The organism is Bhargavaea ginsengi, assembly GCF_900109165.1.
GTDB lineage: Bacteria > Bacillota > Bacilli > Bacillales_A > Planococcaceae > Bhargavaea > Bhargavaea ginsengi.
Genome location: NZ_FNZF01000001.1, coordinates 734,337 through 760,417 on the forward strand (window position 1 = coordinate 734,337; position 26,081 = coordinate 760,417).

At 52.6% G+C, this 26,081-nt stretch carries 25 protein-coding genes; 8 read left to right on the top strand and 17 right to left on the bottom strand.

All coding sequences use genetic code 11. From position 1 onward, the window contains the following. Positions 1-113 precede the first annotated feature (113 nt). The 4 genes from BMX91_RS03470 (at position 114) to BMX91_RS03485 (ending at position 4,406) form a co-directional block, all read left to right on the top strand. Complete coding sequence (locus tag BMX91_RS03470) at positions 114-845, top strand: FadR/GntR family transcriptional regulator (RefSeq protein WP_143059342.1); 732 nt, start codon at positions 114-116, stop codon at positions 843-845. A gap of 14 nt (positions 846-859) precedes the next feature. Beyond that, positions 860-1,843: a fumarylacetoacetate hydrolase family protein gene (locus BMX91_RS03475; RefSeq protein ID WP_092049978.1), complete on the top strand. Its 984-nt coding sequence runs from the start codon at positions 860-862 to the stop codon at positions 1,841-1,843. A 70-nt stretch (positions 1,844-1,913) separates the two neighbouring features. Continuing rightward, positions 1,914-3,497, top strand: a complete 1,584-nt coding sequence (gene mhpA / locus BMX91_RS03480; RefSeq protein WP_092049980.1) for a bifunctional 3-(3-hydroxy-phenyl)propionate/3-hydroxycinnamic acid hydroxylase MhpA — start codon at positions 1,914-1,916, stop codon at positions 3,495-3,497. 18 nt (positions 3,498-3,515) lie between these two features. Beyond that, on the top strand, positions 3,516-4,406 hold the full coding sequence (locus BMX91_RS03485) for a VOC family protein (protein ID WP_177168251.1): 891 nt from the start codon (positions 3,516-3,518) through the stop codon (positions 4,404-4,406). Positions 4,407-4,564: 158 nt separating this feature from the next. On the opposite strand, the gene BMX91_RS03490 is transcribed toward BMX91_RS03485, so the two are convergent. After that, the gene (locus BMX91_RS03490; protein ID WP_092049984.1) at positions 4,565-5,698 is read right to left on the bottom strand and encodes a M20 peptidase aminoacylase family protein; all 1,134 of its coding nucleotides are present in this window, start codon (positions 5,696-5,698) and stop codon (positions 4,565-4,567) included. Between the two features lie 17 nt (positions 5,699-5,715). Beyond that, on the bottom strand, positions 5,716-6,513 hold the full coding sequence (locus BMX91_RS03495; RefSeq protein WP_092049986.1) for a MurR/RpiR family transcriptional regulator: 798 nt from the start codon (positions 6,511-6,513) through the stop codon (positions 5,716-5,718). Between the two features lie 113 nt (positions 6,514-6,626). On the opposite strand from BMX91_RS03495, the gene BMX91_RS03500 reads away from it, so the two are divergent. Together BMX91_RS03500 and BMX91_RS03505 are read left to right on the top strand one after the other, a co-directional pair. Further along, entirely contained in the window at positions 6,627-8,015 is a 1,389-nt protein-coding gene (locus BMX91_RS03500) for a YfcC family protein (RefSeq protein WP_245744228.1), read from the top strand. Between the two features lie 10 nt (positions 8,016-8,025). After that, entirely contained in the window at positions 8,026-8,361 is a 336-nt protein-coding gene (locus BMX91_RS03505; RefSeq protein ID WP_092049990.1) for a hypothetical protein, read from the top strand. A 72-nt stretch (positions 8,362-8,433) separates the two neighbouring features. On the opposite strand, the gene BMX91_RS03510 is transcribed toward BMX91_RS03505, so the two are convergent. The 7 genes from BMX91_RS03510 to BMX91_RS03540 form a co-directional block, all read right to left on the bottom strand. Continuing rightward, positions 8,434-9,999, bottom strand: coding sequence for an FGGY-family carbohydrate kinase (locus tag BMX91_RS03510; RefSeq protein WP_092049992.1), 1,566 nt, complete (start codon positions 9,997-9,999; stop codon positions 8,434-8,436). Positions 10,000-10,238: 239 nt separating this feature from the next. Next, entirely contained in the window at positions 10,239-11,210 is a 972-nt protein-coding gene (glpX, locus tag BMX91_RS03515) for a class II fructose-bisphosphatase (RefSeq protein ID WP_092049995.1), read from the bottom strand. After that, positions 11,211-11,702, bottom strand: a complete 492-nt coding sequence (rpiB, locus tag BMX91_RS03520) for a ribose 5-phosphate isomerase B (RefSeq protein ID WP_092049996.1) — start codon at positions 11,700-11,702, stop codon at positions 11,211-11,213. A 121-nt stretch (positions 11,703-11,823) separates the two neighbouring features. Then, positions 11,824-12,480 (bottom strand): dihydroxyacetone kinase subunit DhaL, encoded by a 657-nt coding sequence (gene dhaL / locus BMX91_RS03525; RefSeq protein ID WP_092049999.1) that lies wholly within the window; start codon positions 12,478-12,480, stop codon positions 11,824-11,826. A gap of 12 nt (positions 12,481-12,492) precedes the next feature. Next, complete coding sequence (locus BMX91_RS03530; protein ID WP_092050001.1) at positions 12,493-13,497, bottom strand: dihydroxyacetone kinase subunit DhaK; 1,005 nt, start codon at positions 13,495-13,497, stop codon at positions 12,493-12,495. Positions 13,498-13,526: 29 nt separating this feature from the next. After that, positions 13,527-14,819, bottom strand: a complete 1,293-nt coding sequence (locus tag BMX91_RS03535; protein ID WP_092050003.1) for an MFS transporter — start codon at positions 14,817-14,819, stop codon at positions 13,527-13,529. A gap of 22 nt (positions 14,820-14,841) precedes the next feature. Continuing rightward, the gene (locus BMX91_RS03540) at positions 14,842-15,951 is read right to left on the bottom strand and encodes an MDR/zinc-dependent alcohol dehydrogenase-like family protein (protein ID WP_177168252.1); all 1,110 of its coding nucleotides are present in this window, start codon (positions 15,949-15,951) and stop codon (positions 14,842-14,844) included. Between the two features lie 210 nt (positions 15,952-16,161). On the opposite strand from BMX91_RS03540, the gene BMX91_RS03545 reads away from it, so the two are divergent. Next, the gene (locus BMX91_RS03545; RefSeq protein ID WP_092050774.1) at positions 16,162-16,971 is read left to right on the top strand and encodes a DeoR/GlpR family DNA-binding transcription regulator; all 810 of its coding nucleotides are present in this window, start codon (positions 16,162-16,164) and stop codon (positions 16,969-16,971) included. A gap of 54 nt (positions 16,972-17,025) precedes the next feature. Beyond that, positions 17,026-17,793 carry an SDR family oxidoreductase gene (locus BMX91_RS03550; RefSeq protein WP_092050005.1) on the top strand — a complete coding sequence of 256 codons (768 nt, stop codon included), beginning with the start codon at positions 17,026-17,028 and terminating at the stop codon, positions 17,791-17,793. 473 nt (positions 17,794-18,266) lie between these two features. Here BMX91_RS03550 and BMX91_RS03555 read toward each other — a convergent pair whose 3' ends face one another. From BMX91_RS03555 to BMX91_RS03590, 8 genes are all read right to left on the bottom strand, one after another. Further along, the gene (locus BMX91_RS03555; RefSeq protein WP_092050007.1) at positions 18,267-19,466 is read right to left on the bottom strand and encodes an iron-containing alcohol dehydrogenase; all 1,200 of its coding nucleotides are present in this window, start codon (positions 19,464-19,466) and stop codon (positions 18,267-18,269) included. 267 nt (positions 19,467-19,733) lie between these two features. After that, positions 19,734-21,092 carry an SEC-C metal-binding domain-containing protein gene (locus BMX91_RS03560; protein ID WP_143059343.1) on the bottom strand — a complete coding sequence of 453 codons (1,359 nt, stop codon included), beginning with the start codon at positions 21,090-21,092 and terminating at the stop codon, positions 19,734-19,736. A gap of 149 nt (positions 21,093-21,241) precedes the next feature. Further along, the gene (locus BMX91_RS03565) at positions 21,242-21,589 is read right to left on the bottom strand and encodes a hypothetical protein (protein WP_092050012.1); all 348 of its coding nucleotides are present in this window, start codon (positions 21,587-21,589) and stop codon (positions 21,242-21,244) included. A gap of 26 nt (positions 21,590-21,615) precedes the next feature. Then, positions 21,616-22,104, bottom strand: coding sequence for a hypothetical protein (locus BMX91_RS03570; RefSeq protein WP_092050014.1), 489 nt, complete (start codon positions 22,102-22,104; stop codon positions 21,616-21,618). Positions 22,105-22,381: 277 nt separating this feature from the next. Continuing rightward, positions 22,382-23,692, bottom strand: a complete 1,311-nt coding sequence (locus BMX91_RS03575) for a TRAP transporter large permease (RefSeq protein WP_092050016.1) — start codon at positions 23,690-23,692, stop codon at positions 22,382-22,384. After that, on the bottom strand, positions 23,682-24,158 hold the full coding sequence (locus BMX91_RS03580; protein ID WP_092050018.1) for a TRAP transporter small permease: 477 nt from the start codon (positions 24,156-24,158) through the stop codon (positions 23,682-23,684). Before BMX91_RS03580 ends, BMX91_RS03575 begins: the two co-directional genes overlap by 11 nt. A gap of 36 nt (positions 24,159-24,194) precedes the next feature. Next, the gene (dctP, locus tag BMX91_RS03585; RefSeq protein WP_092050020.1) at positions 24,195-25,253 is read right to left on the bottom strand and encodes a TRAP transporter substrate-binding protein DctP; all 1,059 of its coding nucleotides are present in this window, start codon (positions 25,251-25,253) and stop codon (positions 24,195-24,197) included. Between the two features lie 13 nt (positions 25,254-25,266). After that, positions 25,267-26,046 (bottom strand): enoyl-CoA hydratase/isomerase family protein, encoded by a 780-nt coding sequence (locus tag BMX91_RS03590; protein ID WP_092050022.1) that lies wholly within the window; start codon positions 26,044-26,046, stop codon positions 25,267-25,269. Positions 26,047-26,081 lie beyond the last annotated feature (35 nt).

Here is a 26,081-nt window from a genome sequence, read left to right on the forward strand (position 1 = left end):
TATCATACGATTAAATAATATTTATCTGAAAAGATAGTAAATATTATTTTATTCATGATTGCTTCTTGGAGGCGATATACTGGTTACGACTATACAGACTGTAGGTGATTAAGATGCGGGTTAAAAGTCGGAGCGAGGAAGTCGTCAATGCGATCGGAAAAGACATCGTGAACGGAGTCATCTCCCCGGGAGAGCGTCTTCCCAAAGTGGAGGAACTCAGCGAGGATTACGGAGTGAGCCGGACGGTGATGCGGGAGGCGCTGCAGGGATTGGCTGCCCGGAAGATCATCCGTGCCAATCAGCGCTCAGGCACCGTCGTACTTCCGCGTAATGAATGGCAGCTCTGGGACTTGAGTGTCATGTCGTGGCTGAGCGAGTCCGAACAGCGAAATGAAAAGTTTCTACTCGACCTTACTGAAGTCAGATTGGGGCTGGAACCCGATGCGGCTGCACTGGCAGCCAAAAATGCGACGGAAGAAGAGAAAGCCAAAATCACCGCATGCTTCGAGCGCCTGGAACAGACACTGGACGATCCGAAGGCCTGGGCAGCGGCGGACTATGACTTCCACTTGAGCATCATTGAGGCGACTAACAATCAGCTGATGGCGGGCTTGCTGAAACTGTTGCACAAAGGCCTGATCCTGAGCCGTGAAAAAACGGTCACCTCCTTGAACGAGCACACCGAACTGCAGCAGGAACAGCCGACTACCGAGATCCTGAACCGGCACCGAAACCTTTATGAAGCGGTGATCTCAGGCGATGCCGAACAAGCAAAATCCGTAATGACCGACATGATTCTGAGGGTGCGGCAGCTGATTGAAGCAACACAAGAACAGCAAATCTGAAGGGAGTTTTGAAGATGGGGATTAAACTGGTACGTTTTGAACATCAGGGGACAAACAAATGGGGCGTCGTTGACGGGGAGAACGTAAAGGTTCTGAACAACAGCTCCAAAACGCTTGCCAAATTCCTTGAGAATGGACAAGCAGAAGCAAGAGACGTGCTTAACAACGATACGCTCCAAACAGTAGCACTTTCCGAAGTCACCCTCCTGAGCCCGGTCACCAAGCCGGCGAAAATCGTCTGCCAAGGGGCCAACTACTCCACGCACCGCGCTGAAGCCGGCATGGAAGCCAAGCGCCCGCCGTTCAACATGATTTTCGGCAAGGCGAACAGCTCCCTCACCGGTGCCTATGACACAGTTGTGAGCCCTGAACACGTCAAGCTCCTCGATTATGAAATCGAACTCGGACTCGTGATCGGCAAGGACATTACGGAAGAAACGGCAGTCACAGACGACAACCTTCATGAATATTTGGCAGGACTCGTCGTGGCCAACGATATTTCCGCGAGGGACGTCCAGCTTGTCCAGGGACAGTGGCTTAAAGGCAAAAGCTACCGCACGTTCTGCCCTACCGGCCCCTACCTTTACCTGCTGGACAAGGAAGACATTCCGAACATCCACAACCTTGAGCTCAAACTTTGGGTGAATGACGAGATCCGCCAGGAAGCCAACACGGAACAGCTGCTGTTCAAGCCGGCCGAAACGATTGCTGAACTGTCCGGCGTCATGGACTTTGATAAAGGCGATATGATCCTTTCCGGTACAACCGGCGGCGTGGCGCTTAACCTGACTCCTGAGCTGCTGGCCACCGTCTCCAATCCGACCATCGATGCCAACCAACGTCTGGAAGTGCTCATTGAAGCCCAAAGCAAAAGCAACCGTTATCTGAAAGACGGCGATGTGATCCGCACAAGCATCAAGAGCGCAGACGGGACAATCGATCTCGGCGAACAGAAAAACAAGGTACAGGCACCCGCTCTCGTCTCTTCCAAGGCTTAAATCAATGGGGTGCCCTGCACCCACGGCCAAATTGTATGCGCTTGCACTCATATGAAGATGGAGGTTAAACATGACGAATACACACGCTTATGACGTGATCGTGATCGGCTATGGCCCGGTCGGCAAAATGGTTTCCGCCCTGCTTGGGCAGAAAGGCTGGAAAGTCGGTGTTTTCGAACGGCATGACCGTCCCTATGGGCTGCCCCGGGCGGTGAAATATGATCACGAAATTACTCGCCTGCTTCAGAAAATCTGCCCTGTCGAGGACATTCAGAGGATTTCAGTAAAGGTGCCTGACAACTACGTCTGGTGCAACGCAGACCGGGTTCCCCTCCTCGAAATCGACTGGTCGCAGGACGGCATATCCGGCTGGCCGGCTGACATGCTGTTCAACCAGGCCGAACTGGAAACGATCATGAATGAAGCCTGTGAAAGCCTACCTTCAGTTAATATCAATCTCGGCTACAACGCGATTCATCTCGATGAGCACGAAGATCAGGTCAACGTCTTGTTCAAGTCCATCAACGGTGAAGTGATCAATACGGCCGCCAAGTATGTCATCGGCTGTGATGGCGCGAACAGTTTTGTCCGTGACAACATGGAGCACACCATCACCGATCTCGGATTCTACAATGACTTCCTCATCGTGGACATCATCCCGACAGAAGATATGGAATTCAACCCGATGAACCTGCAGGTCTGCGATCCGAAGCGGCCGACCACCTGTGTGTCCGGCGGTCCCGGCAGGAGGCGCTGGGAATTCATGCTCCTTCCCGGCGAAACCAAGGAAGAGTTCAAAAGCGAAGAGGTCGCATGGGATCTCCTGAAGTCGTGGGGCATCCATCCCGGAAATGCAAAGATGGAACGCCATGCGGTCTATACATTCAAGGCCAAGTGGGTCGACCAATGGCGTAAAAACCGGCTGTTTCTGGCCGGAGACGCCGCTCACCTCACCCCGCCTTTCATGGGACAGGGCATGTCATCCGGCATCCGGGACGCCGCCAATCTGGCCTGGAAGATGGATCTCCTTCTGAAAGGCGTCACTGATGACTCGATTCTGGATTCCTACACGGAAGAGCGGAAGCCCCATATGGAAAAGCTGATCGAGGCTGCCATTTACCTCGGGAAAATCATTTGCACCACAGACGTGGAACGCGCAAAACAGCGGGATGAACAGTTCCTGAGCGGAAACTTCCCTCCGTTCCCCGCTTTCCCGACGCTCACAGAAGGTGTATTCGACAGGAGCGGAAGCGAAAAAGAGGTCGGATTGACCGGGCATCTTTCCCCTCAAGGAGTAGTCGAGTTCGACGGCAAGACCGGATTATTTGATGACGTCGTCGGCCAAGGCTGGGTGCTTGCGGGATGGAACCATGATCCGAAAGAGCTGCTGAATGACCAGCAGATTCAGATGCTTGAGGACATCGGAACGGTGTTCGCCAAAGTTGTCCCGAAAGATCAGCCTGAACCGGCTGCAGTGATTGATACTGACGGAACATATGAAGAATTCTTCCGAAGCAACGGCGCTGAAGTCGCCCTGTACCGTCCGGATTTCTACATTTATGGTGTCCGAGGACAGAAAGAAGAACTGCCAACATTGATCCAAGGCCTTTCCGAACAGCTTACCCAACAGACAAACTTGGCGAATGCCCGATAAATCAGGAGGTAGATGACTATGACAAACGTGAAAGCATTCCGGCTGGTGTACGTGAATTTCGCTTCCCCAAACGCTGAAAAGTTGAAGGATTACTATATCCGTACGATGGGATATGTCCTGACGAAAGAAGAAAGCGGCGTCATTTATCTGAGCAACGGCTTCGACCACCACAACATCATCATCACCCCTGCCCTGGAGAAAAAAGTCCTGAGCTACGGCTACCAGCTGGACGGAAAGCTGACACACGAAGAAGTCCAAGCCGAACTCAAAGAAATCGGCATCTCTTCTATCGTGAAAACGGACGCTATCCCGGGCGTTTCCGAACTGGTCGAACTCCATGACCCGGACGGCAACACTGTCCACATCTTTAATGAAATCGAGCATCCTGCGCCAGGCTTCGGCCAATCGGGCATCGTCCCGCAGAAACTCGGCCACCTTGCCTTCTATGCAAAAGACTTCAAGAATGTCATTAAATTCTACGAGGACGCACTCGGGTTCATGTTCAGCGACCAGATCGGCGAAGACTTCGCCAACTTTCTCACCTGCAACACCGACCACCATGTCATCAACATTGTCGCGTCCGAAACCAAAAGCCAGACGCTGCACCATATCGCGTTCCAACTCAAAGACGCCAGCCACCACACCATCAGCAGCGACTTGCTGGCCAAACACGGCCACCCCGTCATCTGGGGCCCGTCCCGCCACACCTCCGGCCACAACATCGCCACCTATCACTATGACCCGGACGGCAACGTCGTCGAACTGTTCACCGACATGGACGTCTACGTCCCGGAACTCGGAATCTACGAACCCCGCCCATGGCACGAATTCCTTCCGCTCAAGCCACGCGTATGGGACGGCCTCAGCGCCTGGGGAACCGAATTCGAAGTCGACCTGGCGAATGTATAAAAGAAGCCGGCAACCCTTTTCGAAGGGCTGCCGGCTTTTTTGATTTGGTGAGAACTCAGGTGGCGTTCGTTGTAACTCAGGCCTGCATGGTGGGAGTTCAGATAGGCCGAGGTTGTGATTCACACCTGTTTACCACAACTTATTTCAATTGGAACGAATCAGCTTTCTTTCACCCGCTCCGCGTGAATTGCAATGATCTCACTGAGGATTTCAATCCCGTTCATCATGGCCTCGCGGTTAAATGTCATGTCCGGGTGATGGAGTCCCGGTGCCAGTCCGCAGCCCAGGCCCACCATAGTCGCTTTCAGATGCGGGCGTTTGATGGTATAGAAGTGGAAGTCGTCTCCTCCCGGGGTGATGATCGGTTCGGTCAGGTTGTTTTCTCCGATTGTCCGGACAATGGCCTGCCGGGCGACTTCTTCCGCATCCGGATGGACTTCCGCCGCTGCGATTCCGAAGTCATCGGTAATATTGATTTCAACATTGAACAGATCCCGCGCGGATTGGATGATTTCCAGGATTCTTGAACGGAGCTGTGTCATGGCTTCGTTTGTCTGCGCACGGATGTCCAATGCGACCGATGCATTGCCCGGGATAATATTGATGTTCCGGCCGCCTGCCAGGAACCTCGTGACTTTTGCAGTGTGCGGTACATTCGGATCCAGGTGAATGGTGTGGAATGCATTGACGAGATAGGTACCGATCTCCACTGCATTATGTGTCAGGTGCGGACGTGCTCCGTGTGCATCGTCCCCTCTGATTTCAAAGGCGATTGCGCCGGTTGCCCCGTGCACGATTGCCGGAGCGGCTTTGCCATCCGATGTCTCCTGGTGTGGACGCAGATGGATACCGTAGTAATAGTCCACGTCGTCCACGACACCCTTTTCGACCAGCTTAAGTGCACCGGTCCCCACTTCTTCTGCCGGCTGGAAAATAAAGCGTACACCGACTTTTTCGAGGAGTTCTGGTTGCTGTCGGAGCTTCCACATCGTGCCTAGGACCATGGTCATATGGGCGTCATGGCCGCAGGAATGATTGGCCCGCATTTCCCCCTGAACTTCTTGATACAGGGCATCCATGTCTGCCCGGACGGCAATAACAGGAGCTCCATCAGAGAAGTTTCCGATATCCCCGATCACGCCCGTGCAATCCTCGAATGTTCGGATCCGGCATCCGGCTTCCGCCAGCAGTTCAGCAACCGTTTTGGTTGTTTCCTTCTCCTCCCAGCTCAGTTCGGGATATGCATGGAAATGTTCGAACGTCTCCATCACTCTACTCTTCAATTCTGTCATTACGAAAATCCCCTCTCTTATTTCACATAATATTGATTCGCAGGATTGATGAAATCCAGTTTCCCAAGCTTTTTGGCAACGTGCAGCAACAAAGTATTCATCACCGAAAACGTAACAGGCCCCTTTTCTAAAACCGACCTTTCAGCCCCCGGCAGCACCAGCGCATGGTCCGCGTACCGGACAACCGGGGAATGAGAAGAATCTGTAATCACGAGCACTTGATTTCCGTTATCCCTTGCCTCTTCCGCCAGCCTGATTGTGCCCAGCGCATAGCGATAATAAGAGAAGATCACGACACAATGTCCGCTGCCTTTCTTAATAATCCCAATGTCCGTCTCAGGACGATATAAGGCGGCTGTCCCCGTCAGAGTGTTCAGCAGAAAAGCAAACCAATGGGCAAACGGGAACGACTGATAATACCCGACAACCTGAACAGTCTCAGACTCAGAGAGGATGTCGACGAACTTGCGGCCGATGTCCGTATCCAATTCTGCTGCGGCTTTCTGGATATTCCGCACGTCACTGCCCATGATGCGGCCAAAAGGATTTTCTGTATCTCCCGCACTTTCATCTGCCACAACAGGACCGGCCAGTAGCGTCTGCTGGATATCTTTCTGCAATTCTCCGAACCCGTCAAAACCGATCGCCTTTGAAAAGCGGACGACCATCGTCTCGCTTACACCCAATACTTCGGCAATCTGCTTCGCAGGCCGAGTGGCAAAGAGGATGGGATTCGCCAGCAGGACTTCCCCTACTTTTTTCAAGCCGGGTGTCAATGAATCAAACGAATTTCTTATTTTTTCACGATAAGGCATCACGGGCCTCCTATGAATCAAATAATTTAATATTGCCAAAATAAATTATAAGGTTTATTATTTTCATTAGTCAAATAAACTTCAGAAGATTTAGCACAAAGGGAGTGATTTCGTTGAAAAAGAGGTTTGCGACATTGCCGGATGCTTATGTCATCCTTTTCATTATCCTGGCGCTGGCAGCCATCATGACATGGGTTGTCCCTGCAGGGGAATATGAAAGAGAAGAAACAGATACCGCCACGGTTGTCGTTCCGGGCAGCTACTCACAAATCGATTCGGAACCCGCCGGCCTCATGGATGTCTTTCTGGCCATCCAGGAAGGGATGATCGCGGCTGCTCCACTGATTTTCCTGGTTCTGATCATCGGCGGATCGTTTGCTGTCATTGAAGCAACCGGTGCGATTGATGCACTGATCCTGAAAACCATTGAGAAAACCAAGAATAAGGAATTGATACTGATTGCGGGCGTCATGGTACTGTTCTCTGTTTTCGGCGCTCTGGGTATTGTCGTCAATGCGGTCATCGCCTTTATCCCAATCGGCATCATCCTTGCCCGCTCCATGAAATTTGACGCCATCGTCGGTGTATCCATCATCTATCTCGGCGCCTATTCAGGATTCGCTACCGCATTCCTTGATCCGCTGACGGTCGGAACCGCCCAGCAAATTGCTGAACTTCCGATTTTCTCCGGAGTCGGCTACCGGATTGTCATCTATGCCACTGTCGTATTAGCCACGATTCTCTATATATTCTGGTACGCAAAAAAGATTCAAAGAGATCCTTCCAAAGGTGTCCTGAGCGATAATCCTTTCCCGAAAGTGGAAAAAGGGCAGGCGGATACTGATGTCGAAATGACCGGTGTCCACAAGTTGGTCCTGCTCTGGCTCGTCATCGGAATTGGAATCTATGTCTATGGCGTATTCCAGCACCAATGGGGCCTGAATGAAATGGCCGCCATCTTCCTGATCATCGCTGTCGGTACTGCCTTCATCGACCGCATTACACCAAACCGACTGGTTGCTGAATTCTTCAACGGTGCCAAAGGGCTCGTATATGGCGCATTGATCATCGGGATGGCCCGCTCCATCGTTGTCATCCTCGAGAACGGAAAAATCCTTGATACCATCGTTGAAGGCATGGCTGCTATGATGGCGCCGTTCACCAGCGCCACAGGAGCCGTCGCCATGTTCATCGCAAACGCACTCTTCAACTTCCTGGTCACATCCGGTAGCGGACAGGCGGTCATCGTCATGCCGATCATGACGCCGCTTGCCGACATCATGGATGTCCCGCGCCAGATCGCGGTCCAGGCTTACAAAATGGGGGATGGCTTTACCAACGTCATCACCCCGACTTCCGGCGTACTGATGGCCTGCCTCGCTGTCGCCGGTGTACCGTGGACAAAATGGGCTAAATTCGTTGCACCTCTGCTGCTGATCTGGTCTGTTATCGCAATCATCTTCCTTGTCATCGGTGTTTGGATGGACTGGGGTCCGTTCTGATTGAAAGTAAATGAATAATGAAGAGAAGGACGAACCTTTTGACGGGTTCGTCCTTTTTGTATGGACAGATATATGGGAGTCGGGGCTTGGTAAACACTCGAGCAACAAGGGTAATCACTCGTTAACCTCATACCTCTCCATCACCCCATCCATGGGAGACCAGTTCGGCGCCGCTCCGTACCTGTTCGGCGGCTTCATGATTTTCGGCCTCCTGATCTCCCTGGTGCTCTCCATCTTCTCGCCGGATACCCGGACGATTACGCAGTACGAAGAGCATGAAGAACTTGGAGACTTTGAAGAACCGGAACCAAATCTGACCACTTCCGGGAAACAGTTGAATTATTGAGGAATGAAAAAGCAGCCCGAGCGGCTGCTTTTCTTTTGCCTCTATCCAGTTTGATTCACCTTCAGAGTAAGATCACCGGCTCACTTCCCCGCCGGCCTCCATCTTCTGAAGTTCCGCAATCTCATGAAGGGAACCTTTAATATTTTGATACAGGTTCAGGTACTGCCTGTAGTACTCGGTGTAAACTGCATGGTTGGCAGCGTCCGGCTCAATCAGCGGTCCGTATTCAAGCCATTCTTTGACGACTTCCGGACCTGAAATGGTTTTGGTGGCAATGCCGGCGAGGAGGGCATCTGCCAAGGGGGCTTCGACGTCGTCTTTGACGACTTTGACCGGACGACCGGTCACATCCGCGATAATCTGCGGCCAGACGAGGGACTTGGATACTCCGCCGACGATGGTGAGCTCTTTGTCCAGTCTGATTTCCGCGCCGTGTACTTCTTCCATGTTATGACGGAGGGCGTAGGCCACGCTTTCCATGAGGGCTTTATAAATATCCGCCTTTTTGTGCAGCAAGGTGAGTCCAATAATAGCTCCTCGTGCATGGCTGTCCCAGATGGGGCTCCGCTCCCCCATAAAGTATGGAAGGACAAGGAGTCCGTTTGATCCCGCAGGCACGTTCATCGCTTCTGTATCGAGCAACGTATACGGGTTGATGCCCGTCAGTTCCGCGGCCAGCGTTTCGCTCTGGCCCAGGGTGTCTTTGAACCAACTGGCAATTGCGCCTGCTGTGGAGGCTCCCCCGAAGGTATAGATTTTTTCCTCCGGATTCAGTACGTGCGGCATGCTGACGAGGCCGGGCGACAGATTGGCCCGGTCCGTCACAAACCCCCAGCACATCGACGTCCCGAGCATCGCGACATGGTTACCTTCCTCCAGCGCGCCCGCGCCGAGTGTGGCAACCGGAGCATCGACTCCCCCAATGACTACAGGGATCCCGGCAGCAAGCCCTGTGCGTTTTGCAGCCTCATCCGTCACATGACCGGCAACTTCGGTGGAGGCGACCAGTCGCTCCGGCATGAAGGATGCCGGAATGCCAAGCTGTTCCATCATCTCGGCAGACCATTCTTTTCTTCGGATATCAAAGACGCCGCCGATATTGCCCGCCGAAGAATAATCGACGGCGACCGTATCCGTCAGTTTATGGACGATATAGGAGCAGGGCGGAACGAAGTGATGGATCCTGTCCCAAATATCAGGGCGGTTGTTTTTATACCATAGAATCTTCGTGAAGCCAAAATATGAATTCACGGAATTGCCGGTGACCGCAAACAGTTCGTCAGAGTCGATGTTTTCCCGTACCCATTCCGTCTCGGGCTCCGCCCGCCGGTCCATCCAAATGATGCAGGGCCCGACCGATTCCATCTTTTTATCGACCGGTATTCCCGAGCCGCCGTACAGACTGCTTACACCGACTGCTTTGATATTCTCCGGAGCCACACCGGCTTTGGCGATCACTTGGGAGATCGTCTGCCAGGTGGCTTCCTCCCATACATCCGGCCATTGTTCGGCCCAGGAGTGGCGCGGAGTTTCTACTTCATAGCCTTTATAGCTGTGTGCGAGTACCGTCCCTTTTTCATCAATCAGTACGGCCTTCGTACCCTGCGTCCCGATATCAACGCCAATCAGATAGTTCATCCGCTTTCCCTCCCTAATTAAAGAAGGGGCTGTCCAATAAGTAATTAAATTCTTGTATCTATGGCAAACAGCAGTGGCGTCGGGAGACTCCTGCGGGAATAGCGTTAGCCGAAGACCCCGCAGGACGGAGTCCGAGGAGGCTAAGGCAACGCCCGCGGAAAGCGACCAGAGCCACTGCTGTTTGATTATGTTGGAAATATACTTTTCGGACAGCCCCATGGATAGATCATCCTCCGGACTTACACATCAGGAGCCATGGAATGGATGCTTCTCATGTACCTGACTTCGCAGTCGGTGCCCGTTACAACCATGGAGTTCACGGCATATTTTCCGTTCATGGTTTCAATGCCTCCCACAAGCAGGTTATCGGTGATCCCCGTTGCGATAAACAGGCATTCATCGGTGGAAACCAGATCATCGTGCTGCAGGACCCGGTCCGTGTCGACCCCCATTTTGCTGCACCGCTCTTTTTCCTTTTCATTTCGGGGCATCAGCTTCGCCTGAACTTCCCCGCCCAGTGAGCGGACGGCCACAGCGGCCAATACACCCTCCGGAGCGCCTCCGATGCCATAGAACAGATCCACATTCGCCTGCTCGATGCAGGTGGCGACCGATGAAATGACATCCCCATCCTGAAACAGGTTCACACGTGCACCGGTGCTGCGGATTTCCTCAATGACTTCACGGTGCCTCGGCCGGTCCTGGATCATGACCGTCAGTTCTCTCACCTGTTTTCCGTTGGCTTCGGCGACGGCTTCGAGCGTTTCGGTGATCGGCGCATCAAGATTGATCTTCCCTTTTGCTTTTGGGCCCACCGCAATTTTCTTCATATACATATCAGGGGCATGCAGCAGCGTTCCCTTAGGTGCCGCGGCAATCACTGTCAGGGAATTATTTTGCCCGTTCACGGCAGGAGTTGTCCCTTCAATGGGATCGACGGCGATGTCTATTTCCGGGGAACTCGCCTGCCCGAGCGTTTCTCCGATGAAAAGCATCGGGGCTTCGTCGATCTCCCCTTCGCCGATGACAATGGTTCCTTGCATTTCTATCCGATTCAGCTGTTTACGCATCTCGTTGGTGGCGGATGCATCTGCCGCCATTTTGTCGCCGCTTCCCACCCACGGAAGAGCTTCGATGGCCGCTTTTTCTGTTACCCGAAGAAAGTCCAGCACGAGTGCCTGCATGGAATCAGCCCTTTTCTCCGCAATCATTCAGTTGGCTCCGCAGTTGCCGCTGGCGACAGCTTCTTTATAGTTGTCATTCAGGAATTCCTGTTCTTTTTCGATGATCTTGTCCACTTTGCGCTTCGAGCCTTCCACCCAGCTGACGCTCAAGTAGGCATTGACCACTTTCTTTGCGGCTTCCGGTCCGATGATCTGTGATCCCATCGTGATGATCTGGGCATTGTTGCTGAGCTGTGCACGTTCAGCCGAGTAGACGTCATGAGCCAGTGCTGCCCGGATGCCCGGATATTTATTTGCAGCGATACACACACCGATCCCTGTGCCGCAAAGCAGGATGCCGCGCTCGATTTCACCCTTGCTGATTGACTCGGAGATTTCAAAGGCTACATCCGGATAATCAACCGCTGAATTAGAATGGCAGCCGAAGTCGACGATTTCATGCTCCGTGTCCCCCAGGAATTCCTTGATGGTCTCTTTTAGTTGAAATGCATTATGATCTGAACCGATGCCGATTTTCATGTTGTGGGTCCTCCTGTTAATTACCTTTTGTTTGTTTTCGTTTAAAGCTTCTTTTTGTTTTCGAATTCTGCGCTTATATTTAAAAGAAAAAGGAGCCGTTTTAACTTTGGCTCCCTTATTTTCATTTTGCCTGAACGAGTCCGTTCTGGATATACTCTTGGAATTTCGAGACGATCAGATAGGCCGAAGTCGCACCCGGGTCCTGGGCGCCGATGGAACGGTCACCCAGCCTGCTTGAACGTCCCCGCTTCGAGAGCAGATCCTTTGTTGATTCCATCCCCGCTTTTGCAGCTTCCACCGCCCGGTCGAACGAAGCATTAAAGTCACGGGAAGATGTATATTCCTCTTCGAGGGTCCGGTAAAACGGTTCAAGCGTGTCGACCATCGTCTTGTCCCCGACTTCCGCCTGACCTCTTTCTTGAATGCCCTTGCCGAATGCCACCCAGTAGTTCACGAGGTCCTCTTCGTTCACTTCTGTTTGGCCTTTGATCTCTTTTGCACCGCGCATGAAACCGGTCGCGTACAACGGGCCTACGGAAGAGCCAACCGCGCTCAGGAACGTTTTGCCCGCAACGATGCTGACCTTCGCGCAGTCTTCCTCCTGGCTCAGCTCATTGTCGAGCTTTTCATTGACCGCCTGCCAGCCGATCGACATGGTGACACCGTGGTCGCCGTCGCCGAGTTTTCTGTCCAGTTCACACAGGTAATCCTTCTCTTCTTCGATCATTTCAACAATCTGCTTAAAATAGCTTCTGAAGTCTTGAGCTGTCAATTTCATGCTGTATTCCTCCTATTTCTGAACAAACATCGGGCAGTCAACAGGGTGATCGATCGTTTTGGCCAATTCATCATCCAACTTCATGAGCGTGACCGACAGGCCGCCCATTTCCAGGGACGTGATATAGTTCCCCACATAGGAGCGGTAAATCTCGATCCCTTTTTCGCTCAGGATCTGTTCCACGCGACGGAACACGATGTACTGTTCCATAAGCGGCGTGGAGCCGAGGCCATTCACCAGCACGGCAACACGGTCGCCCTTCGAAATCGTAATGTCTTCAAGGATGTCGTTGACGAGTCTGTCAGCGACGCGGTCTGCCGTTTGTAGCGGGCCTTTTTCGATGCCCGGCTCGCCATGATGGCCCAGCCCGATTTCCATTTCGCCTTCACCGATTTCAAAGCTCGGCTCACCCGTCTGCGGCAGTGCGCAAGGGCTTAGGCCGACACCCATGGAACGTGTGTTTTCATTCGCTTTTTTAGCCACACGAACGACTTCATCCAAGTCGTAACCGAAATCAGCTGCAGCGCCGGCTGCTTTATAGATGAAGAACTCACCGGCGATGCCGCGGCGCTTTTCTTTTTCTTCTTTTGGAGCGGAGGCGACGTCATCGCTTGCAATTGCCGTCTCTACACGGATATCCTCTTCCAGGTCGGCCATTTCTGCAGCCATTCCGAAGTTCATGATATCTCCCGCGTAGTTTCCGTAAAGATACGCGACACCGGCGCCTTTGTCGATGGCTTTTGTCACTTCCAGGATCGGATCCGGGGAAGGCGAGGCGAAGATATTGCCGACCGCGACGCCATCGGCCATCCCCTGGCCGACGTAGCCCAGAAAACCGGGTTCATGGCCGGAGCCGCCGCCGATCAGGACGCCAACCTTGCCTTCCCGCGTTTCCTTCGTTGTGACGAGCGACCGGTCATTTTCCGGCAATTGCCGAATGTAATCGGGATGGGCTTTTACGTATCCCTCGATCATTTCTTCAACTACATATCTTGAATCGTTCATTAGCTTCTTCATCCAATTTACACTCCATTCAAAACGCTGCTTTATATCTTGGTTGCTGCACTTTCGGCCAGCTCGGCTCCCTGCTTTTTCGCCACCTCATCCGGCAGTTTCAGCAGCATCGTCAACAGGAATGCAATGAAATACAGTCCTGCCAGGATCCACATCAGGCCGGCAGTACCGACAAGGTTATAGAACAGGGCAACAAGTCCCGGTCCGACAAAGACGCACAGGCCGGCGCCGAGGTTCAGGATCGACATCGCCGCTCCCTTGTCCCCGTCTCCTACTAGGGACGGAGTCAGTGCGGAAAGCGGGACGAAACCGGCAATGCAGGCTCCCCAGAGCATCCCAACGATTGCGACGAGTACAACATTGCCTTCAAAGAACTGCGGTGTGTAGAACAGCATCAGCGTGAAGACCCCGCAGCCAAATGCGCCGAACCAAGCAACGGTGTTTCTCCAGCCGAGCTTGTCCCCGAGGAAACCAAAAATCAGGTTAAAGATGATATTGGAGAGGAAAATCGTCCCCCAGATGTTCAGCCATAGCGTCGTGCTGATCCCTTTGTCCCCGAGGTAAATCGGGAGGAACAGCGGGAACGCATACTGGGAGGATTGGTTGATGACCCGGACGATTCCGGCAATCCCAACCTTGGGTTCCCGTTTTAAAATGGTGAGGCCATTGATCAGCTCTTTGAACTTCGAACTGTTCCCTTCTTCTTTCTCCACCCCGTCGAATTGATCACGGTTCACGACAATAGCCAGGAACGCACCGATCAGCACCCAGACAACTGCACTCCAGAGAGTCGGGATGTGTCCGAATGCCTGAATGGACCAGCTGGAGTAGAAAGCGCCCAAAACGCTTAAGCCGCCGGTAAATACAAACCAGAACCAGCCTACCGCCTTCCCAAGCTGATTAACCGGTGTGCGGTAAGTGATCCATACGAGGAACGCATACGCGAACAGCGGGTAACCGAAGCCCCGGACTGCATAGGTCGGGATCATCAGCGAGTAGTTGAGCGAAGGAAGCGCCAGTCCCACGAACAGCACGTGTCCGATGACATACGAAGCGACACCCAGCATCATCGTCTTTCTCGGTCCGATGGCTTCAACCAGGACACCGGAAAACCATGCTGCGATGGCGATGGCAACCCCGTAAGCGGTCGTGAGGAATGCTGCCTGCTGGACCGTCAGCCCCTGATCCACCAGATAAGGGCTGATCCAGGCCAGCTCCATCCCGTCGCCCATCATGAAAATCAGTACCCCGACATAGCCCCATATCAGGTGTGAAGGTATTCCAATCCGGTCAAGAAACGATTGATTTCCGATTAAATTTCCCATCCCGTTCTCCCCTTTTATCCCATCAAGGTTTTAGAATGACTTTCAGCGACTTTTCGCCTTTTTTCATCAGGTCGAATCCTTCTTTGAAATCTTCAAGCCCCAGCTGATGGGTCACGACGCCTTCTGTCGGGAAATCACCGTTCGCAATGCCCTCAATGGCGAGAGGATAGCAATACGGCCCAAGGTGGGAACCGAGAACGTCCAGCTCTTTGCGGTCACTGATGATGCTCCAGTCAACTGCAACAGGCTCCGAGAAAACGCTGAATTCCACGAATGTGCCCAGCTTCCGGATGGCGTGCAGCCCCTGCTCAACGGAAGCAGGATGCCCGGTCGCTTCGATGTATACGTCGCAGCCGTATCCTTCCGTCATGTCCTTGATCGTCTGCACAACATCTGTTTCCGCAGGATTCAGGACGAGATCCGCGCCGAATTCCTTCGCCAGCTCCAGGCGGTCTTCTTTCATGTCGAGGACGACCAGTTTGCCTGCTCCGGATTTCTTGATCGCGCCGATCATTCCGAGGCCCAGTGTGCCGGCGCCCGAAAGGACGACGACATCCCCAAGTTGGATGTTCGCCCGCTGAACCGCGTGAAGGCTGCATGCATACGGTTCGATCAGAATGGCTTTTTCAATCGGGAGATCCGCAGGGACCTTGTAATTGATGCCTTCCTTGGTGAATTTCATATATTCGGCCATGGCGCCGTTAACATTGTTCTGGAAACCGTAAAGGTCGTGCTTTTCGCACATCCAGTATTGTCCGCGCTTGCAGAAGCGGCACTCTTCGCATGGAACGATCTGTTCAGAGATGACCCGGTCACCAATTTCGAAATCGGTCACCGCATCGCCTTTCTGCACGACGTGGCCGACGAACTCATGGCCCGGAATCATTGGCGCCTTGATGTAAGCAGGTTGTTTTTCGTCACCCCAGAAGCTCGGGGCTCCGTCAAACGCTTTGATATCGCCGGCGCAGATACCACACGCTTCCACTTTAATGATGATTTCATGCTCGTTCGCCAGTTTTGGCGTTTCGACTTCTTCATATCGGTAATCTTCCGGTGCGTATGCGACAACTGCCTTCATTGTTGCGGGAAGTTCCAGGTTTTCGGATTGCTGTGTATTCAGGGTATGAATCATGTTAATCCTCCTCCAAAGCTGAAATCGTTTTCAATTAATTTGATTTAATTCTACTATTTCATCGTTTGCTGTCAAGTTAATTTTTGAATTCTATTGATAAGTTTCTGTATATGCTCAAAACGAAAGCTTTCGAAAATATATACAGACGAGATTGATTCTATTTAAAAATTGGAATAAGATTAAGACAATATGGAAGCAAAGGTGAGTATCATGAAGATGTTTGTGAGCGAAAGGCGAGACAGGATCATGGAGATCCTTCAAGAAAAAAAGAGAGTAACCGTGAAAGAGCTAGCTTCCGAAATGAGGGTATCGGAGGCCACTTTACGTACGGACTTCAACATGATGGAGAAAATGGGCATGTTGAAGAGAACCCACGGCGGCGCCATTCTCGACGAAGAAAAGCCGGGGCAGGAACCTGAAACCAGCTTCGATGTCAGGCAAAAGAAAAACATTGAAGAAAAAGTGAAAATCGCAATGAAAGCGCTTGAACTGATCAAGCCGAAGCAATGCCTGCTGCTCGATGCCAGCTCAACCGCCCTCGAACTGGCCAAGCAGCTTAAAAAGCTGTCCATGCGGCTGACCATCGTGACTACGGGTCTGCACACCGCACTGGAGCTGAAAGAAAATCCGAATTTGATCGTCATCATGGTCGGCGGTGTCGTGACAAGCCAATCTTCTTCTATCGAAGGGACGCTCGGCATCGAACTGCTCGACTCCATCAATATCGATATGATGTTCACTTCCGCCAGCGGCTTTACGATTGAAAACGGCTTGGAGGACTTTAACCTCTACGAAGTCGCCCTGAAAAAGGAGATTGCCAAACGCGCCACCAATATCATTGCGCTGGTCGACTCTTCCAAGCTCGGCAAGTCATCCAGTGCATCGTTTGCACGGCTGGAGGACGTGGATAAGCTGATCACCGACGCACCGCTGGACCATGATGTGATCAAAGAAGCGCTCGCCGCGCAGGTTGACGTGCTCTCCACAGCGGAACCGGCTTCTATCTCCACCAAGGCATAAAGAGCCTGACGCAACATCATCCGGCTGCCTGTCCAGCCAGAAAGAAGGGATTTCATGGAGTTTCAAGGCTTTGACAAGAACTTTAACATTACAGACAAAGTAGCCCTCATTACCGGAGGCGCCAGCGGAATCGGCGAAGCCATTGCACAACTTTTCCTCGAGAAAGGCGCAAAAGTCGCACTCCTGGATATGAATGAAGCCATTACAGATTGCGCAAAACAGATGCACCCCGACAACGCAATCGGCTTCTACTGCAATGTCACGGACGACGAAAGCATCGCAACTTCTGTCCGCGCAGCAAAAGAGCACTTCGGAAAAATCGATATCCTCGTAAACTCTGCGGGAATCGCTTTACTGGATGATGCGGAAAACCTGTCCGACGCATACTGGCAAAAGACAATCGACGTGAATCTGACGGGCTCCTTTAAGATGTGCCAGGCTGTCGGCAACGTCATGATCGAGCAAGGCACCGGAGGCAAAATTGTCAACATCGCTTCCCAGGCCGCCCTTATCGCCCTCGACAACCATGTCGCCTACGGGGCCAGCAAAGCGGGCGTGCTCGGCATGACCAAAGTACTTGCGTACGAGTGGGCCCAGTATAAAATTAATGTCAACGCCATCTCCCCGACAGTTATCCTGACCAAGCTCGGAAGAGAGGCATGGGCCGGCGAAAAAGGTGAAAAAGCCATGAAGGAAATTCCGCTCGGACGCTTCGGCTATCCCGAGGAAGTCGCCGCTGTCGCTCTGTTCCTATCTTGCGACGCCACAAACCTAATTACCGGAGAGAACCTTGTCATCGATGGCGGAAACACGATCAAGTAAATAAAATTAAATTGAAAAGCAGCCGGGATGGCTGCTTTCAGACTGTAGACAAAGTGAGTGGACTACTCCTTCGTCTGCAGTTCTTTCTATTCCTGAAAATCCTCCGGATTTCCGCTGCGGGCCCTCGCTTACCGCGGGCGTTACCTTAGCCGGCGCCAGTACGGAGACTGGCGTCTGTGCGCATCGCAAAGCGTTGCGCAACATCCGGGGTCTTCGGCTAACGCTTTTCCCGCAGGTGTCTCGGGCCCTCCGCTTCAATCCTCCTGTATCTATTGAGACTATAGACAGGTTAATAGGCTAATGAGTAATAGGGGATAAGCATGCTGTTTCTGTGCAGAATGGAGTTTAGGCATGGCTTCATGGTAAGTCCTTCTTCTAAGATAAAACTCCCCTACCTATATTAAAAAAACCCAGTGAGACAAAGTGGTTATGATGCTCTCTAATGAAAAAAACAGCCGGAGCGGCTGCTTTTTTCATACTCCCTGATTCACTTTCACCTGTGTCTGATATTCATAGACGAGCTGATAAAGCTCCTTGATTTCCTCACCAGTCGGCACTTTCGGGTTGTTCCCGGGGCTGCCGCTGTCGAGGGCGTCTTTGGCCATTTTTTCTCTGGCGTTCATGAAGTCCTGTTCGTCGATGCCCCATTCTTTTAGGTTCGGGATGTTCAATGAGTGGCAAAGTTCTTTCACAGCCTGCACGGTCCGTTCTGCGGCTTGTTCATTGGTCATTTCTTCATCCGGGGAGAAGATCCGGCCGATGTCCGCCAGCCGTTCCACGCAGGCTTCCTTGCTGTATTCCAGGACTGCCGGCAGCAGCATCGCATTGGAGAAGCCGTGCGGTACATGGAACAGCGCGCCAATCGGGCGGGACATGCCGTGGACCAGGCAGACGGAAGCGTTCGAGAAAGCCATTCCAGCCTGCATCGCTGCTAGCGACATCGCTTCTTTCGCTTCAACATCTTCCGGGTTGTCGTAAGCCCGCTGGAGATTGGACGCGATCAGCCGGATAGCGGAAAGGGCCAGCATGTCCGTCATCGGGTGGGCCTTCCTAGAGATGTACGCCTCGATGGCGTGGCTGAGTGCATCAACGCCTGTCGCGGCAGTCACCTTATCCGGCGTAGACAGTGTCAGCATCGGATCGACGATCGCGCCGTCCGGCATGAGCGCCGGCTGCTTGATCATCATCTTCACCTGGGTCGTGGTGTTGGTAATGACAGTCGCGTCTGTCGCTTCTGCTCCTGTCCCGGCAGTGGTCGGAATGGCGATATGCGGCACCGGCCGCTGATCGGCCAGTTTCCGGCCGCCCATGTAATCTCCGATATAGCCCCCGTTCGTCGCCAGGATCGACACCGCCTTCGCCGTATCGATGCAGCTCCCGCCCCCCAGCGAGATGATCAGGTCGCAGCGCTCTTCTTCGAATATACGCAGCGCCTCAGACACAAAGTCATCGGTCGGTTCAGACGCCACTCCCAGATAGACAGCGCTTTCAATTCCGTCATCATTAAGAAGCTTCCGGCACTCATCCACATACCCGAGCTTATTCATAATCGCGTCACTGATGATCAGCGCCTTGCTCCCCTTCAAGTTCAACGCCTGCTTGCCCACCTGCTGAAACGCCCCCTGCAGGTAGACAATCGATGGCGGTGTCAGGAACTCCTTGCTCGTATTCATGATGTTTCCCCCTTTTGTTTGAACGACGTTCTAGAAAAAGCGTATCTTACAAAAGCAGGAAGTGTCAATGTGTTTCATCTTTTCTGTCTATTCTTTCGTTGGTTAGTTTCAGTTGGCATTCGTAGTAACTCACCAGGGGCTTGGTAGGAACTCGGATACCCCTTGGTGGGAATCCGTCGGTAATCACTCATTCCCCCAAGGTAACCACTCGCCCCCATAACAAAAAAGCCACCCGGAGAGTATTTCTCTCCAGGCAGCTCCCGCTCCCTATTTCCCGCAACATTTCTTATATTTCTGCCCACTCCCGCATGGACAAGGATCATTACGACCAACTTTGATGGAATCGGTAGAATGCATTTCTTCCCGTTGCACCCCTGCAAGAGGCATCCTGGATTGGCGTTTCCGCATTTCCACTGGAGTGTGACCACGGTTGTCCCAGGTGCGGCTGTGGTTGACCATGTCAAAAAAGAGTTCGATGAGTTCACGGGTCTGCTGCTCGCTTGCAGGGACGATCCCACCGAATTCAAGCAGTGACGAGAACGCCTGTGCAGGTGGATAACCATGCAGACACAGATTCTGTGCATGGCCCATCCACACGCTGAGATCCTTTGGTCTTCCCCGGAAGAAGTGCCTCTCCGTATACTTCCGTAGCGCTTCCGACTGCAGTGTTTCTTCGAAGTAATCGTCTTTTGCATACCGGAGCAGCTCCTGCTTTTCAGGAATATAATAAGGTTTTCCTGCCGTTTCTGTTTGCAGCTTCTCGAGGTCTCCCCGCCCCGTAATCGCCTGAGCGGTAAAGGATTGATTCCTCAAGGAGATCCGGCTGTTGATCAGCCAGGCTGCAGGAATGAGCGAGCGGGTCAATGCGAGTAACTCAATGGCCTGCACATCGCTGTTGTTCTGAGCGTTATAGATTTCGGCAATCTTGGAAGCCGGCACCACGCCGTAAAGATGGACGAGCGCTTGGATGTAGCGGATCAGTTCCCTTGTTTTTGCTTCAGTAAAGCGAATGGAAGCATCCGGCAGGACAAGCGGCTCATCCGCTTCCAGCGGTGTGCGTCCACGATGGATCCAGGATCGGCTATGGTTGAACATACCTTGCGCCAGATAAATAAACTTTCCCAGATCTTCCTCCGGACGTTCTTCAAAGTGTGTTAAATCGAGGTTCAGCAACAGATTCATGAACAGATTCGCCCCAGGTTCATCCGCTGCCATCTTGACGTCTATCAGGACGCTCTCAGTCTTTACTTCATCATACTGCATCTCTTCCCGAAGAAACGCCGCGAGTGTCCTGGCCTGTTCGTTCATCTCGATATAGGACTCATCCCGATAGCGGAGCATCTCCTCCAGCTCCGGCACATAGTACCGTTTCCGGTAAGTCCGTTCCAAGTAGAGCTCGACTGCCCCCGCCCGGTCGATCAGTTCATGGACGAACGTGTCGCCATACAGGATCACCCCGTGCGCTTCAAGCGCGGCAGACTTCATCTCCGCAAACTTTCGGACCTCCCTCTTATGGAAACCAATGCCGGTATGCTCTTTAAATAACTGGCTGACCTTCTCCATCGGAATGATGCCATAAAATGAAGCCGCCGCAATGATATAATCAGTCAATCGTTGTTGATCCACCGTATCCCTCCGTCTGATTCTGCTGCTTTAAGTATAATGGCAAAAGGAGTTGATTACGAAGGGATCTAGTCTCAGGTTTTGACGATCACCTGCAAATAAAAAACCTTACTTGAATACGAATAATCCAAGTAAGGCGCTATTGTTTATTTTTATTCATGTTTCATCAGTGTTAACGGTTTTCGGCGAGCTTTCCTTGAACGGACATATGCGGCGGCTTCATCGGAAACGTTAGATCGCAGATAGACGTTCTTTGCCACCACATTCAACATCTTAGCTACGTCTTGGATGCGTTCCTCATCTGCTAACGGATAAGAAGTACGAACCTGACGCACCAATTCCTGGCGGTTCAAGAACTGAGCGAGCCCATCATTAATACTTGCCAAGTCCCTTGCCATTGCTGCTGTTTGCCGACGATAAGAGGTCCCGCCATTTTGAAGGTAATTCTGTTCCTTATCCAACGCTTCAAGAAAGTCCGAGTAACGCATTCCTCGTTTCACGATTAATTCGCCTCCTTCCAGTTATCTTATCCATATACAGGAACACCGACAATATAAGGAGCCATCCCTTCAGGATGCCTTTTAAATGAGTGCTCAAAATTACTCTTATAGTTTTTGGTATCTTTCTGTTCCTCATACCAATTCCTCGCGGCATCAATGATTACTCTGCAAAAAATCTGGATATCGATATTCAAGACATCATTCAATACATTGTTGTGTAAAGTTAATATCGAAGTTGGTTCAATGAAAATAATTTTCCTATACTGCGAATCCTTGTGTTCAGTTCTCCCCTGATGCAAGAATGCACATCGGAAATAATAGCAATCGTTGGCTGACATACGAACTTTATCTCCTACGTACTGATCATACCAATTCACATATTTATTTTTCTTGGTCTCCCCATTATTTGATTGCAGAGCGGCACAGATATCAGGAATACATAATGTCATTCCCAATGCCAAGTGATATACCCCTGCTTCCAACCCTTTTTCAATTTCATTCAACATGTTCTCCATTTAACCGCCTCCCCCGTATATCTAAACGTTTTAATGCAGTTGATTTCGACTCTTCCCCATTCACTCCTCTAAGAAATTCGTGGTAATTCAATCCCGGTTGGTGGCGATTCGGCGGGGATTGGTAGGAGCCCGGATACACTTTGGTGGGAACTCAGAGGTACCTAGGTGGTGATTCATCAGAGTAGTTGGTAATCACTCACTCCCCCAAGGTAACCACTCACCCCCATAACAAAAAAAGCCGCCCGGAGAGTGTTTCTCTCCAGGCAGCTCCATTCCCCTACCCCGCCATCTGCTGAGGCAGATACAGAGCGATTTCAGGGAAGATATAGATCAGGATGATCAGTGTCAGGATCGGGATCATGAACAGGAAGGCACCTTTGAAGATGTCGGTGAGTTCGAGTTCTTTGGTGACGCCTTTCAATACGAAGACGTTCATGCCGATCGGTGGTGAAATGAGTGCCATTTCGACAACCAGCACGATGATGACGCCGAACCAGACGAGGTCGAATTCCAACGCTGCCAAGACAGGCATGAGGATCGGGATGGTGACGACCATCATGGCGAGTGAGTCCATGAGCGCTCCCAAAATAATAAAGAGCAGGACGATCAGGGCAAAGATCATGGCGTCGGACAGGTTCGCGGACAGCAGTGCATCGGCGAGCATGTTCGGGAACCTTGTCAGCACCAACACATAGTTCAGGATAAAGGCGCCGATGATGATGGCGAAGATGAAGCCGGTGGTCTGCAGGGTGCCGATCATGGCTTCTTTGAGTTTCTCCAAAGTCAGTGTGCGCTTGATGACACCAATGAGCATGGCACCGAGTGCGCCGACGCCGGCGGCTTCTGTCGCGGTGAACCAGCCAAGATAGATGCCGCCCATGACGACGATAAAAAGCACCGCGACCATCAGGTTGCTCGGCAGCGAGGCAAACCGCTGTTTCCAGGTGGATTTCTCCACTTGCTCGGTTTGTGCAAGTTTCGGGTTGATCAGGACAGCGGCCCAGATGGTGATCATGAAGAACAGCGTGAGCAAAATTCCCGGGATGATGCCGGCAGTAAAGAGTGCGCCGACGGATTGCTCGGTGATCATCGCGTAAACGATGAATGTCGTGCTCGGCGGAATTAGGATTCCAAGAGCGCCTCCCGCGACAATCGTGCCGCCGGTGAGGCTCTTGCTGTAGCCGCCTTTTCGCATTTCATCGGTCGCGATGACGCCCATCGTACCGGTCGTTGCGACGCTGGAGCCTGCGGCTGTGGCGAACAGCGCGGAGGCGCCGATCGTGGAGATGCCGAGGCCGCCTTTCAGGTGGCCGAACCAGTGCTTGCACGTTTCAAACAGGCTGTTCGTGACGCCGGAGGCAAACAGCAGCTGCCCCATCAGAACGAACAGCGGGATGGTGCTGAGTGTGTAGCTGAAGCTCTGGCTCCAGACGATGCTGTTGACGGCTGCCAGGAGCGTATCGATTCCCCGGAGATAAATGATGCCGAGTGCGGCCGGGACGACCATGGCAATCGCAATTGGGATCCGAAGGAACATGAGGAAGAGGACCCCCAGAATGACGATGAGTCCAACAATTTCAGTCGGCAACGGTCTTCTCCCCCTTCAGGTCCTGCACCAGCTTGAGCAGTGCTTCGAGCCCCCAGGTGAGGAAGCCGAAGATGACGAACAGCTTGAACGGGACGTACGAGATTCCGAGCAGGTCGGATTCCTGGGTTTTCAGGTGGGACAAAAACGCCCAGCAGACCAGCAGGCAGAACGCCAGTGTCAGGAGATGGGCGATAAAGTCCATCACGCGCTGCATGGCGGGCGAGAACTTGTCCACGAAAAGCCCGATCGAGATATGGGTGTTGGTGGCTTCGCTGAGGGACAGCGAACCCATTATGAGGACGACCATCACGAACTGGACGAGTTCGATGTCCCCGATGATCGGGTTGCCCGTCGTCCGCGCAACAGCGAAGACGAACACGGCCGGGAACATCAGGCCGAGTGCGATCAGGCCGATCCATTTATTGATGTTCGTCAGGAGACGGACCGGTTTCTGCAGGAGCTCCATACTTTCCCCCTCTTTCTATATCTGTGTTTCACGAAATTAATCTACCGGGTTGTCGATGCCTTGCTCTTCGAGCGTCTTGGTGAAGAAGTCCATCATTTCCTGTGCGTTGTCGTAGCCTTTTTTCTCGGCGTTTTTCACCCAGTCTTCCCAGATCTGTCCGGCAGGGGCGCGGAATTCTGCGAGTGTTTCTCCTTCAGGCACAATGACGCGGCCGCCCTTGTCCGCCACTTCTTTTTCGAATTGGACCAGAGCATCGGCGGTGCCTTCGGAATACATTTTCGAGTTGAGTTCGCTCAGCTTCGGACCGAAGTCTTCCTCGAACTGCTTTTTGAGGTCGTCCGGCAGCTTGTCGAATGCCCGCTCGTTCATGAGGAACAGGAGCGTCGTGGCACCGATATCAACTTTCGTCATGTACGGTGCCGCTTCGAACAGGCGGAAGCCGTTCGTGCCGATCGCGGTGTACGTCGTCTGGTCGACGGTGCCTCGGTCGAGCGCCTGGTAGTTTTCTTCGATTCCGAGGGTGACAGGCACGCCGCCCCACAGTTCAATTAGTTGGACACGCTCTTTTCCGGAGACGATAACTTTCTTGTTTTTCACATCAGCAACGGTCTCAACAGGCTCCGTCGTAATGAGCTGATAGGCATCCGTCGCGGAGATGGCAAGCGGGATGCTATCTTCAAATTCGTCCTGCATGAATTCATCGATAAACGGCTGAAGGACTTTCGGGCTGTCCATCGGATCAAGGATTGCAAACGGCAGGTCGCCGAGCGTCAGCGGGTAAGCCGGTGTGCTCGTCGAAGCACTCGGGCTTACGTAGCCGATATCATACAAGCCGCCTTCGATGTCCTCATAGGCGGTGGCGAGGTTGCCGAGTGCTCCGCTGTTGTAGATTTCAATCTTGACGCGGCCGTCGGTCTGTTCTTCCACGTATTCCGCCCACGGTGCGACGACATCTGTATGGAACTTGTGCGTCGCCGCCGGCTGGATATTAAATGAATACACATATTCCGCCTTGCCGCTCCCGCTTGCCGAGGCGCATCCGGAAAGGACGGCAAGCAGGGCCAGCAGCATGACGCCGAGGAGGCTCTTTTTCATCTTCCGTTCCCCCTTATTTCTTCGCTTTTTCAAATCCGGCCATCTGGTCGGCGGTGCCGCCGGCCGTCATGACAGCTTCCTGGAGTTCTGCGTCGTAGTACAGGAGCGGGTCGATTGCCGGAACGGCGGCATTGACGATTTTCTTGGAGATACGGAGTGGGGCGAACGATTTTGCCGTGAGCTTTCCGACGAGTTCATCGGTTGCTGCTTCCAGCTCTGCGAGTGGGACGACCTTGTTCACAAGGCCCATCTTCTCTGCTTCTTCTGCGGTAAATGTCTCTCCGAGCATGATGAGTTCCTTCGCCTTCAATGGACCCACCAGGTTCACGAGCCTTGGCGTGCCGCCACCGGAGAAGAACAGTCCGCGCTCGATTTCCGGCAGTCCGCCGTCCGCTTCCTCCGCCATGATGGAGAAGTCGCATACCATTGCGAGTGCCATGCCGGCGCCGCGCATTGGGCCGTTGATGGCCGCGACGGTGATCTGGTCAAGCGTGTCGAACTTGCGCAGGAATTCATGGCGCTGTAGCTGGTCTTCGCGGATCCAGGTGGTGTCTGTCGGGTCGTCTTTCAGAAGCCCGCTTAGTTCTTTCATGTCCGCTCCAGCCGAGAACACCCGGCCGTTTCCTGTGAAGACGATGACCCGGTAGTCGTGATTCTGACGCACGCGTGTGAGGACATCGTTGAGTTCTTGATTCATTTGCGCGTTCATGGCATTGGCTTTTTCAGGCCGGTTGAGGTTCACCCGCAGCACGGGCTTTTCGTCGATGACTTGGATGGTTTCGTAGTTGAACATTTGGAATCCCCCTATCTTCTATCTAACTCTTGAGT